The sequence below is a fragment of the Puniceicoccaceae bacterium genome (assembly GCA_040224245.1).
Classification (GTDB): Bacteria; Verrucomicrobiota; Verrucomicrobiia; order Opitutales; family JAFGAQ01; genus JAKSBQ01.
Genome location: JBEGIR010000041.1, coordinates 1 through 12,398, shown reverse-complemented (window position 1 = coordinate 12,398; position 12,398 = coordinate 1). Strand labels below are relative to the sequence as shown.

At 55.8% G+C, this 12,398-nt stretch carries 10 protein-coding genes; 2 read left to right on the top strand and 8 right to left on the bottom strand.

Annotated elements, in window-relative coordinates:
* Positions 1 to 28 precede the first annotated feature (28 nt).
* The 5 genes from ABQ298_06705 to ABQ298_06685 form a co-directional block, all read right to left on the bottom strand.
* Positions 29 to 829 carry an ABC transporter ATP-binding protein gene (locus tag ABQ298_06705; GenBank protein MEQ9824057.1) on the bottom strand — a complete coding sequence of 267 codons (801 nt, stop codon included), beginning with the start codon at positions 827 to 829 and terminating at the stop codon, positions 29 to 31.
* A gap of 46 nt (positions 830 to 875) precedes the next feature.
* Positions 876 to 1,727, bottom strand: a complete 852-nt coding sequence (locus tag ABQ298_06700; GenBank protein ID MEQ9824056.1) for an ABC transporter ATP-binding protein — start codon at positions 1,725 to 1,727, stop codon at positions 876 to 878.
* 40 nt (positions 1,728 to 1,767) lie between these two features.
* Positions 1,768 to 3,375: an ABC transporter permease subunit gene (locus tag ABQ298_06695; protein ID MEQ9824055.1), complete on the bottom strand. Its 1,608-nt coding sequence runs from the start codon at positions 3,373 to 3,375 to the stop codon at positions 1,768 to 1,770.
* A gap of 42 nt (positions 3,376 to 3,417) precedes the next feature.
* Positions 3,418 to 4,743 (bottom strand): CmpA/NrtA family ABC transporter substrate-binding protein, encoded by a 1,326-nt coding sequence (locus ABQ298_06690; protein MEQ9824054.1) that lies wholly within the window; start codon positions 4,741 to 4,743, stop codon positions 3,418 to 3,420.
* Between the two features lie 223 nt (positions 4,744 to 4,966).
* Positions 4,967 to 6,253, bottom strand: a complete 1,287-nt coding sequence (locus tag ABQ298_06685; protein MEQ9824053.1) for an alginate export family protein — start codon at positions 6,251 to 6,253, stop codon at positions 4,967 to 4,969.
* Between the two features lie 308 nt (positions 6,254 to 6,561).
* On the opposite strand from ABQ298_06685, the gene ABQ298_06680 reads away from it, so the two are divergent.
* Positions 6,562 to 7,749 (top strand): hypothetical protein, encoded by a 1,188-nt coding sequence (locus tag ABQ298_06680; GenBank protein ID MEQ9824052.1) that lies wholly within the window; start codon positions 6,562 to 6,564, stop codon positions 7,747 to 7,749.
* 5 nt (positions 7,750 to 7,754) lie between these two features.
* The gene (locus tag ABQ298_06675) at positions 7,755 to 8,222 is read left to right on the top strand and encodes a MarR family transcriptional regulator (GenBank protein ID MEQ9824051.1); all 468 of its coding nucleotides are present in this window, start codon (positions 7,755 to 7,757) and stop codon (positions 8,220 to 8,222) included.
* Positions 8,223 to 8,328: 106 nt separating this feature from the next.
* Here the strand turns inward: ABQ298_06675 and ABQ298_06670 are convergent, their stop codons facing one another.
* The 3 genes from ABQ298_06670 to ABQ298_06660 all read right to left on the bottom strand — a co-directional run.
* The gene (locus ABQ298_06670; GenBank protein MEQ9824050.1) at positions 8,329 to 10,638 is read right to left on the bottom strand and encodes a glycoside hydrolase family 2 TIM barrel-domain containing protein; all 2,310 of its coding nucleotides are present in this window, start codon (positions 10,636 to 10,638) and stop codon (positions 8,329 to 8,331) included.
* Positions 10,639 to 10,649: 11 nt separating this feature from the next.
* The gene (locus tag ABQ298_06665; GenBank protein MEQ9824049.1) at positions 10,650 to 11,612 is read right to left on the bottom strand and encodes a LacI family DNA-binding transcriptional regulator; all 963 of its coding nucleotides are present in this window, start codon (positions 11,610 to 11,612) and stop codon (positions 10,650 to 10,652) included.
* A gap of 60 nt (positions 11,613 to 11,672) precedes the next feature.
* Positions 11,673 to 12,398, bottom strand: a 726-nt coding sequence (locus ABQ298_06660; protein MEQ9824048.1) for an MFS transporter, incomplete at its 5' end; no start/stop codon positions are given.

Here is a 12,398-nt window from a genome sequence, read left to right as displayed (position 1 = left end):
GGGCATGGTGAGATAGCGATGCCCGCAATCAGGCGGATTGCACTTGGGCACGCGAGGCTTTTTCGTGTTCGCAATCGTCCAGGAATCGCAGCAGCACCTCGCGGTATTCGTAGTAACGGACGTGTTCCATGACGGCATCCCGGTTGCGGGGTCGCGGAAAGTTGACATCGAGCAGATCCCCTACCTTTGCCTGAGGTCCGTTGGTCATCATGCAGACGCGATCACACATGTAGATCGCCTCATCGACATCGTGTGTAATGATCAGGGTGGTGAGTTGTTCCTGTTCGATGATTTCAAGCATCACGTCCTGCAATTCCATGCGAGTCAGGGAATCGAGGCGACCAAAGGGTTCGTCGAGCAGCAGCACCTTTGGCTTGAGCGCAATTGCCCGTGCAATGCCAACGCGCTGCTGCATGCCACCTGAAAGCTCATTCGGGTATTTGTGCATGGCATCCTGCAGCCCCACAGCACACAGTGAGTATTCGGTGATCACATCGCGTTGCTGTGCGGTGGCGTGGGCAAAGACGCGCTTCACTCCCAGCATGACGTTTTGGTAGGCAGTCATCCAGGGAAGCAAACAGGGTGCCTGGAAGACCACCGCACGGTCGGGTCCCGGACCGCTGATTTCGCGTCCATCCACCACAATGCCACCATCGGAGATTGCGTTCAGGCCTGCCAGCATGGTCAGCACGGTGGACTTGCCACAGCCCGAGTGTCCGATGATCGAGATCACCTCACCCTTGGCGATGTGCAGGTTGAAACCATCCACGACCTTGACGTCGTCGCCGTAGGGATTCGGGTAGGCCTTTACCAGGTTGAAGATTTCCACGAATTTTTTGGAATGCAGTTCCATAGTGTGCTGGGCAAAGGTGTTGTCAGGCTGCGGTGAGGTCGAGTGGCCGGATGTTGGGCATCTGGGGTTTGACTCCACGTCGGGTAGATCTGGACTCCAGGTTCAGGTGTGCCATGTAGCGCGTGATTTCGTTGCGCAGGGACTTGTAGGCGGGATCGTGATTCAGCGTCGTACGGTCGCGCGGACGTGCCAGCGGCACATCAAATCCGGGCAGCAGGGTTGCACCCGGACCCGGACTGAGCGGCACGATGCGGTCAGCCATGAGCAGCGCTTCGTCGACATCATTGGTGATCAGGATCACCGTCTTGCGATCCTCACTCCAGATACGGATGATCTCCTCCTGCAGCTTGGAACGGGTCAGTGCGTCCAGTGCGCTCAGTGGTTCGTCGAGCAGCATGACGTCGGGCTGGATGGCCAGGGTGCGTGCAAGGGAAACCCGCTGGCGCATGCCGCCCGAAAGTTCGCGGGGACGTTTGTGGATCGCCGGGGTCAGGTTGACCATCTGCACATAGCGCATGACGTGATCCTGCAGCGCCTGATGTTTCAGGTGTGGGAAGACCTGTTTCACGGCCATTTCAATGTTTCCGTAGACAGTCAACCAAGGCAGCAGCGAGTAGTTCTGAAACATCACACCGCGCTCGGGTCCCGGTTCGGTGGATTCTTTGCCCTTAAAAAGCGTTGCTCCCTCGTCGGGAGTGAGCAGTCCGGAGAGCAGGTTGATCAGGGTGCTCTTGCCACTGCCGGAAAATCCGATGATGGCGACAAACTCATTGGGCATCACCTTTAGGTTGACCTGTTTCAGCACTTCAGTGCGCGTGGACTCGGGTCCAAAGGCAACGCTTGCGTTGTAGAGTTCGATGATGGGTTGATTCATGTGCATGATGATGAGGTGTAAGCGTGACTCTATTCAGGATTTACAGCGACGGAGCATTTTCATCAAAGGAGACGAGGCGCTGGAAGATGATCATGATGCGGTCGAGCATAAATCCGATGATGCCCACGACAAAAACGACGACAAACATCTGGGCGAAGGTTTGTGAGGAACCATTGTTGAACATATCCCAGACAAACTTGCCCACCCCCTCGGAAGAGGAGAGCAGTTCCGCCGCGATCAACACCATCCAGCCGACGCCCAGCGAGATGCGCAACCCGGCGAAGGTGAGCGGCAGGGCGGAGGGGATGACGATTTTGAATAGACGGCTCCAGAATCCCAGTCGCAGTACCCGGGCCACATTGAGGTGGTCCCTGTCAATGGAGGCGACTCCAAATGCGGTATTGACGAGGGTGGGCCAGAGCGAACACATCGCTACCGTGAGCGCGGAGGCGATAAAGGCAGGATTGATCTTCATCCATCCGATTAAGGGCGCTTTGGCCAGTGCGCTGATGAGCCAGTGCTGGTCGGGGTCCGGGATGAATCCACCTACGATGATGAAGAGAATCGGCAGCCAAACAATGGGTGAGACGGGTTTGAATAGCGCGATGAACGGTGTGAGCGCAGACATGACCACACGGGAGAGGCCACAGACGATGCCGATGGGGATGGCAATGACGGAGGCGATGACAAAACCCGCAAAAACGCAGGCAATGCTTCGCAGGACCTGATCGGGCAGGGTCATGGGCTTCGCATAGGACGATGTGGCTGTATTCTGGATGCGCGCTTCGGTGAACAGCAGTGACTTTGCCAGTTGCGGCAGTTTTTCACCGTCAGCAGTGTAAAATGCCTCAAGTTGTGTTTCGTATTGGGCCTGCTCCTCTGCCAGTTTTTGAGCTTTGTTGTTTTCGAGAGTATCGACAAGTTTGAGCAAAAACTGCTTTTCCTCGGCAATCGCCGACTGCGCGCGAAGCGCTTCGATGCGTTCGGGGAATACCTTGGCGCGGACAGCATCCTGCTTCGATTTGAGCGCACGCAGGGTCTCCTTCTCGGATTCGATTTGCAGTTCGTGGGCGTGGTATTGCTTCAGGAAGGTGTCCCGGGCACTGCGATCCTCGGGGGTGAGGGTCGCAGCCAGTTTCTCCAATTCCGCCTTGCGCGCGTTTTGCTGGTCCCTGAACTGATAGCGCAGGGATTCATATTCGGCCTGCAGAGGCTGCACTTCCGTTTCAAGGTATTCTGCCATGGTGGCGTCCGCCTGTTTCAGTTGACGACGTGCCTCGGCCTCCAGAGGCTGAATTTCAGCCAAGCGTTCGCGTGCTTGCTGCAGCATCTGTTCCCGCTGCGCTCCTGTTGCTTCGTAGGCTTCGAGTTGCTCAGACTGGCGCGTGTGAAACTGCCACACTTGTTTGGCAGAATCCCAGACGACGGCGGGAGTTGGCACTTCCCCGGACCTGGTTTTGTGAAGCGGAGCCAGAATGCTCCACAAAAACAGGAAGAGCGTGAAGGCGAGGATGGGAACCAGGATATGCAGCGCAATCTGGCGAACCTGCTCTTCGGGTTCTTCGCGATAACAAAGCAGGATCACGGGTCGCAGGAAGTTGAGTCCGGCGAGGTCGATACCTTTCAGTATTTTATATTTGATGCTCATGGTTGGCGTTTGTGCATGGAGGCCGCGGTTGCGGTCCTGCGTTCAGAGATCTTTGTTGCCGAGGGTGTGGGAATTCAGGTAGCCGATGGGATCCCGCCCGTCGTAGCGCAGCCCGTCGATGAAGTCAGTGGTCGGTTCCTTGTATCCGTCGCTATCCCAGGGCACGTCGTCGACATCGATGTGACCTTCCTCCAACAGCAGCTTTGCCGCAGCGAGGTAGATATCGGGGCGGTAGATGTCCCGCACGGTTTGATCATACCACTCGGCGGATTTGGGTTCGGTGATCTGTCCCCAGCGCCGCATTTGAGTCAGGAACCAGACTCCGTCACTGTACCAGGGATAGGTGCAGTGATACTTGAAGAACACGTTGAAATCCGGCATGTGACGCTTGTCGGATTTCTGGAAAAAGAAGTATCCGGTCATCGAGTTTTTGATCACATCGTAGTCGGCCCCCACGTAGTCCGGACGGCTCAGGATGCGTGCGGCCTGCTCTCGGTTGACGAGTTGACCATCGGCATCGGTTTCGTCGAGCCATTTGCAGGCCCGCATGAGTGCCTTGATCATGGCGATGTGGGTGTTGGGGTGTTGATCAGCCCAGCGTTTGCTGACTCCCAGCACTTTTTCAGGATTGTTTTTCCAAATGTCGTAGTTGGTGGTCACTGGCACTCCGATGCCTTTGGCGACGGCTTGCTGATTCCAGGGTTCCCCCACACAGTACCCCTGAATGTTGCCTGCCTCGAGCGTTGCGGGCATCATGGGGGGTGGTGTGACGGAGAGTTCGACCTCGGCATGGGTGCGTCCGCTGATGTCGCTGCGCGTGTACATGCCCGGGTGAATGCCTGCTGCAGCGAGCCAATACCGAAGTTCATAGTTGTGAGTGGAGACCGGAAAGACCACGGCCATCTGCAGTTTTTCACCGCGAGCGAGCTTTTCGTCGACGACGGGTTTCAGCGCATCGGCTGTGATGGGATGGGGTGGGGTATCGGTATCGAGATCAAAATCATTTTCCTGCATCTGTTCCCAGATGGAGTTGGACACCGTGATCGCGTTTCCATTGAGATCGAGCGTGAAGGCGGTAATGATGTGTGCCTTGGTGCCAAAACCGATGGTCGCCGCGATGGGTTGACCGGAGAGCATGTGTGCGCCGTCCAGATTTCCACTGATCACGTTGTCCAGCAGGGTTTTCCAGTTGGGTTGGGCGACTACTTCGACCTGCAGTCCCTCGTCCGAAAAGAACCCCTTTTCTTTGGCGATGACGAGCGGCGCGCAGTCGGTGAGCTTGATGAAGCCGAGTTTCAGCTCGTTTTTCTCAACGTCGAGCAAGGTTGCGAACACAGCGTTTGGAAGCAGGAGTGCACAGAGCAACATGCCGAATGAAAGGGTGGAATGATTGAATTTCATGATCAAAGATTTTGTGGTTGGCGAAAAATTTTGGATGATCCGATTCGAATCACTGAACCGGATTCAGCGACAGCCGTGCCAAGTCGCTGGATTGTTGCATTATCAAATATCATTAAATTGATAGAATGAATGAATGAGATTCATTAAGTCCTGTCTGCCAAATGGGAACCGTGCTGAATCGCAGTCTTGATTAATAGATGAATTCGCATTGCAGCGTCAGGCGTTGCATGCTGGCAGGAGCAATGATCGAGTCCCGGTCAAAATCCGCATATTTGACGGTTGTCGAAAAACTGCGTGTGAACCGGTAGCTGAGCAAAAGGTCGATCTCACTGCCATAGTTGAGGGAACCGGCATGCGAGCGAAACTCATGGTAAATCGCCTTGGCGGTCAATCCAGTGCCGACAGGAATGCGAGTGGACAGGGACAGCGAAAAATCCTGCAGTCCTGCTGCGGGTGTTGTGAGAAAGACATCAGCCCATCCGTTGAAAGCGTGCAGCGTGGCCAAAGGGGTTTGCAACGCGATGCCATTGTCGCTTCCGAGCAGTTCATATGTGACACCCATTTGCAGCATCGGTAAAGCGTAAGTCGCGCTTGCATTGACGTGGTAGACCCGGAACTCATTGGAGTTGGCCTTGTAGTCGCTCTGCGTGGCGACCGAGAGCACGTAGTCCAGACGGTGGTCCTGCGATCCGATGGCGCGATTTCCGCTCAGTCGCAATCCATAGGTCGCGGATGACAGCGAAGCGGCTTCGTCGAGACTCACGAGATAGGCGAAGGCAGACAGGGTCCCCAGCGCGGTGTTGTTCCACCGTAAGTTGAACAGGTGGCTGTCGGAGTTGAACTGCCCAATTGGACCCGCACGGTCGGGCCAGTGATCGCCGAAAATGCGGTGTACCTTATCGACATAGCTGTAGTGAAGCGAAACATCGCTGCCCAGCTTTCCGGTCAGCGTGAGTGCGTCAAAGGTTTGTTGGTTCTGCCTCCAGCCTACGTGACCGATGAATCGATGATCATCGAGTGCGAGGACCTGGCGACCGAGTTTGAGTTGGATTCCATCCGGACTCGTGTAGGAGACCCAGAGGCGGTTCAACTCCGATGCTTCTGGATCTGCGATGATGGGTCGGTTGCGAGCGTCGCGGTGCCGGCCTGCAGCGTTGAATTTTTCGCTGTCATTGAGCGCTTCCACCCATTCTCCTTCGACCAGTACCTGAAACCCGGCATAGGAGGCAGTCTGATAACCCAGTCGTGTGCGAAGAGTTACGGCGCGGGAATCCAGCGACAGCCCCTCCTGGTCCGCCGTTTCATGGCGCAGGCGTGTGTTTAGGATCAGTTTGCCTGCGGGAACCTGTGTTTCGATCCAGGAGGCAATCGGATCGGAAGGTACATCCTGCGCCTGCAATGAGCAGGTAGCGGTCAAGACCGCGACGGTGACATGGCGAAGGTTGCGCCAGCATGAGTTTGTCGTTGAGTAGATCATGGGTTGCGTTGTTGCAACACGCATACCATGCCAGAAATCTGGTTGAAAAATGACATTAATTGATTTTGTGAATCAATGAATGTTATTCATGAGTGGTGCGCACCCATCACAGCAAATGAACCAAGAATCAACTGGCTTATAATGTCATTCGTTGCGTAGAGATTTCTGTTTTAGCGGTTCTGCTGCATCGCTTCAGTTGCCCATTTTCCGAAATCCAAATTTTAAGGGAAGCCAGTGAATTCGGTTGAAAAATACGCATGCGTATTATATGGTTTGTTATTCTACTTTGACACTAACCTGATACTCCCATGAAAACGGTATTCCTTTGGACTCTGAGTCCGTTTTTGATTCTGTGCACCCTTTCAGCTGTGACCCTCGAACCTCGTGAGCGGGGTCCGTTTCCGGTAGAGGCTACGAACCTCGAGATTGCAGCGTCCCATGCGAGCCTCGAGCCTGAGCAGATGGATCGCTATTTGATTGGAGCCTGGGATGAAAGCAGTGGAGCCGTTTTTTGGGACCAGATTCTGCAACATCCGGACGATGCCTGGATTGTGGAAGTGACTGTTCCCGAAGATGCATCGCTCTACGAATCCCTTGCGGGAGAAAGCTTGTCAGTCGTGGTTTACCTGATGTATCCGACGGTTCAGGAGAACCCACGGGAGTCCTATGCATTTCCCCATGCGCGCCTGGGTGCTACTTTTGAGCACATGCAGCGGGAGGGGCAATCTCCGCTTATTTCAGAGCAGCAGGCACAGTATCCACTGGTGATACTTTGCCATGGGATTTTCGCTCACTCGGTGTATGACGTTCGACACGCGGAGTTTTTGGCAAGCCAGGGGTATATCGTGGCCTCGATTTCCTTTGGAGATGGGCGGATATCGGCGGAAAATTCGATGCGGGTGCGTTCCTTTCTGCGTCCGCTCGAGGCCAGATCCGTATTGCAGGCGATTTTGGATGACCCCGAATTCGGACCGCGCGTGAATCCGGATCAGATCGGCATTTCCGGCCACAGTTTTGGTGGATTTACCGTCTACACGATGATGGGTGCAAGAAACGACGGTGAAGGGAAGACGGTGCACGATGATCGCATTGCTGCTGGTGTCGCTGCATCTCCCTGGACTGGTGGAATCCAGGGCGATGGGGAGTATCTTCCGTTTGGACCCGAGCATGTTGAAATGCGACACATTCAGAAACCTGTGCTCACCCTCTTCGGGAGTTTGGATCCCGTTACCCAGCCCAAATACATTGTGGGCGCATCCCGAAATGTGCAGGGTCCTGCCCATCTGATCGAACTGAGTGGCGAAGAACACAACTACTCGCCAGGAGGCTGGGCGGATATGCAGCAATGGGAACTGTTGTTTTTTGATGCCTATCTCAAGGGGGATCCGCAGGCACTGCAAACGCTTGAGCAAGCAGAATCGATCAGGGGCGGCAGTGATGACAGGCAACACTTTGATTATCGCTCGCAGCCATTGGAGCGCATTGTCACGGATTGATTTTCATGAGAGCAGCAAAGCGACTCTGCGCAAAGTCTGCGCGTGAGGAAGTACTGCAACTTCCCATGGCGTTGCGAGAGGCCTATCTCTGCATGCATCGGGCAACCAACGAGTTGCTGAAACCCGTCGGCATCACTGCAGATCAGTATGTGTGCCTGCTGATTCTTAAACAGCACGGAACGCTGATCCAGAATGCGATCGTGAAACATGCCAACTCCGACCCCAATACTGTGAAAGCCATGCTACAGCTTCTGGAACAGCGGGGTTTGGTGATGCGGGAGGTGGATCCAAGCGACCGACGGGCGAGGAGGGTATCGCTCACAGACAAAGGCGCGAAAGCGGCCAACACTGCTTCCGAACGGTTGAGCGGCATTCACGACCATGTGACGCAACAATTTTCTGCGCAAGAGGCGCAACAGATGAAAGAGTACCTGCAACGGTATGCTGCAATGATGTCCATCCCTGCATCCTGAGTCGAGCGCAAGGGCTGAAAATGGATCGGGAACCTTGGAGCGTGAGATCATGGGGGCTGAGAGTTTTCATTTCCGAATCCAGTCCTGACAGGAATCCGAGGATCTCTCATCGCTGCCCCATGGCGCTCAGATCGCACGCAAGTGTGCCAGGTCGAACACCGCGAAGCAGCGGAGTTTTTGCTTCAAGATGGAATCCTGGACTGCTGGATGGGATGCGGATCAGGGTGGATGCGATACCAGCCTCTGCGGTGATCGGGTTTGGACTCATCAGTTGGGCCTCCCCCTGTAGGTGCAGCTCGACAGTGTCGTTACACGTGACACAGAGCGTGCCAACGGAGTCGAGGATTGATATGTGGGCAAAAATGAGGTCGTAGGCATCCTCTATAAGGGGATCAGCTACCGGGCTATTGTCGAGTTGGATGTGCAGCTGGGCGGGTGCCCCTGGTGGGCGGATTTGATGCGTGGCGAAGAGCTTGCTCCGATGATAGCCCCTGGCTTCGAGCACTGCATTCTCGGGCAGGTGGTCGAGATCGAACAGGTGTGGGGGATGGGGCAGGTGGGGCCAGCGTTCCCGTTCTCCATGCTCGGATCGTGCGACAAGGGCACCGTTGAGATACAGCTCAACGGTATCGAGATTGCTCAGGGCGATGAGCGGCTGGGTGCTGTGCGGTGTGCCGTGGGTAGCGAGCCATAACACGGGTTCACCCCACACAGAATCGAGGCTGCGCTGGCTACGGTAGAAAAAATAGGACCACTTGGGCAGACGGAACACATCGGCGATGCCACACGCGGCGCGGACCGGATGATAGCCGCGCGCATAGTCAAACATGGACCATTGTCCGTCCAGTGCGGCGGGTGAACTGAGGGTGTCGTTGAGGGCTTCAATGTGGTTGAAGAGCTGCTGTCTCAGCTTGGCTTCACCATCAGAGCGAAACGCTCGTGAATTGAGTGCGCTAGGTTTGAGCTGGGCACCCGTTCTCTGGTCAAACCCATCATTCTCAGCATAGTATTCCCAGTCGCCGTATTCGGAAATGACCAGGGCTTGGTCCCCATTTTTCCACGTGTGCATGCGCCCATGCTGCCGTGCGTGGATGTAGACATCGTAGCCCTTCATCCAGCCGCAGGTTGTGATGGAACCGCCCGGGAACTCGGTGCGCGCGATGTGCTGCATGGTGGAAATGAAGTCAGTATCCATTTCGGTTTCATTGAGGGACAGTTCCCAGAGCACCACGCAAGCGTGGTTGCGGTCGCGCCGGATCAAGTCGCGGGCGTTCTGGAAACAGGCCTCGCGGAAAGTGTGGTTGCCGATGAATTGCCAGCCTGGAATACAGTTCATCACGAGAATGCCCAGTTCGTCACAGGCATCGAGGAATGCAGGTGCCTGCGGATAATGGGAAAGACGCACGTAGTCGAATCCGGCGTTTTTGATGCGAAGTGCGTCGCGGTACTGGGCGGCATTGGGAAGCGCGTAGCCGACCCAGGGATGATCCTGATGACGGTTGGTACCCCTGGGACGGATGCGGGTTCCGTTGATCACGAGACCCCGGCTGCGGGAAAAGCAGACCGTGCGAAACCCAAAGCGTGTGGTGCGCCGATCCAGCGCGAGTCCATCGGAATCGACGATGCTGGTTTCTATCGCGTACAGTGTAGGATGTTCTGTGGACCAAGGCTGAATGCCCGGTACGGATAGACTGCAACTGATCACGCAGTCGGCCTCACCTTCAACGGAGAAGGGATGCACGTGTTCGGTGATGCATTTGCCACTTGCATCGCATACACGGATGCGCAGGCCAAGCACGTGGGGTTGGGCATGGCGGTTTTGAATGTGTACCCGGACCCCGAGCTGTGCGCAGTCTCCCTCAAGCTCCAGAGTTTGCAGCAACACACCTCCCCCGGCTTCGTTGGGAATGGAAAGGGGATCGGTGATGTGGATGCCAGGGTAGTGCTTGAGACAGACGGACCGGTACAACCCGCCATACCAGCAGAAGTCGAGCTGATCATGAGCTTTGCCCGGAGGGATTTCAGGGTTGTGCCTATTGTCCAGCACCATTCGCAAGGTATGGGATTTTTCATCGCAAAACACATCGGGAATCGCTATCTCGAAGGGCAAGAACCCACCCGCATGACGACCGATGCACTGATCGTCGAGGTAAACCGTTGTGTGCTGCATGGCCCCGCCGACATGGATTGCGAAGGATTCTCTGTTTGAACAGCAGGGCAGCGTCAGTTCGCGCTGATATTCACAGATACCAAACCAGTTTTGCTGTCCATTCAAGTCGGCGGTTTCCGGATGGTGTGGCAGGATGGCGGGCTGCCAGTCTGCGCCGGGTTCGCACTTGCGCCAGCTCCAGGCGTCGTGGATGGCCTGGGAGTGCGGAATAGCGTGGGTTGAGGCGGATGGTAGTGTGGATTCCATGCGAACCATGTTCAGCCAACCGAATTGCGCTCGATGAGTTTCACCGGTAGCATGACAGACGGAGTATCGATGGACTCGCCAGAGGTCAGACGATCCATCATGTCCGCAGCGGTTTCAGCCATCTCGCGAAGGGGTTCCTCAATGGTGGTGAGCGGAGGGTGCTGGTAGAGTGAGATGCCCTCATTTTCCCCACCAATAATGGCCAGGTCATCCGGGACCCGCTTGCCCATGACATACGTGAGCAGGTGCATGCACTCCAGAGCCTGAAAACTGGTGCCGGGGACATAGATGCTGTCTGCTCCGCGTCGAACCAGCCGGGTGACGACGGCCTGATGTTCATGTTGTGCGGCCATGACCAGGAGGTGTTCGTCGATGGGAACACTAGCGTCCGCCATTGCATCACGGTATCCTCTTAGCCGTTCGGCGAAGGCTGCGCCCTTGCCTCCGAAGAATGCCAGGCGTTTTTTTCCGTGTTGAATGAAATGTTCCGCAGCAAGATAACCGGAGCGATAGTGATCGGAACAGACGCGCAGAGTATTGGCGGATGGGTTGAAGGAATCCATGAAAATGACGGGCACGGGTTGCTCCAGCTGCTGAAGACTGCGTTCGAGATTCTTGTCGTAGGTGACCGCCACAATGCCATCGAGAAACAGACCGGGAATCTGGCTCACGGGATCCGAGGGCAGCATGACTCCGATGTAGCGTCGTGAAAATGCGAAAGCTAGGTGTGCGGTGAGTGTGGCGGCGTACCCTTCGATCCGGTCGGTGAACGTGGGTTCGGACAACAGGGCAACCTGCCGGGAGCGCACGGATACCTGTGGCTTGAGATCCAACTCACGTGCGGCATCGAGGATTGTTCGACGGGTCGCAGGTTTCACCTTGTCGCGGTTGTTCAGCACCCGGCTCACGGTTCCGGGAGAAAATCCGGTGTGTCGGGCAATGTCGTAAATCGTGGTTTTTTTTGGGTTTGGCATGGCCGTGTTGCACTGTCGATGACAGTGGTTTGAGGGTTGATGGGTTGTCGTGGCAGTGGATCAGGAAAGGTGTGGGTCTCCGGAGTGCGAAATGATGCGTCCTCTACGGGTTTCCAGCGCATCCCGAATCGAGTGCATGCGCTGTCGGCTGAGCGGGTAGAATGCGAGCAGTACGACCGCGAGCAAGGCCCAGACTGCGGTGGAAAGTGCCAGAACCAGACGCATTGACAGAAGGGTTTGGTCAGACTGCGCACCGCCGAGCTGTTCGTCAAATCCGGTCCAGACCAGAGCCACCCCGGTTCCGAAAAACGCCAGGGAATAGCCGCTTTTCTGAATCCATGAGAACGCTGCTCCAAACATGCCCTCACGGCGGTGTCCGGAGCGTAGTTCGTCGGCATCGCACACATCGGCAAACATGGAAGGCGTGAGCACGTTGATGGCGATCCAGATGGGGCCGCAGAACAAAGGATCGATCAGGATTTTCCAGAAGTTTCCCGGAGTGGCGAGGCCGGGAATCTGATCGAGCCAGGCGTCAAGGTGTTCAAAAAATGCACCGCCGGTTCCGGGGGTATAGATGATCCATTTGAACCAGGCTCCAATGAGCACCAGAACAAAAATGACGGCCAGTGCACTCTGTTTGCCAAATCGCAGGGCGAGCCAGCGTGTGGGAAAGATCGCAAGAATGCCGACAAATGCGTAACCCATGGAAAGAATCGCTTTCCAGACTGAGCCGACGCCAATGTCGCCATCGCAGAGGTAGTAGACAGAGCGGAAGAGCACACGTCT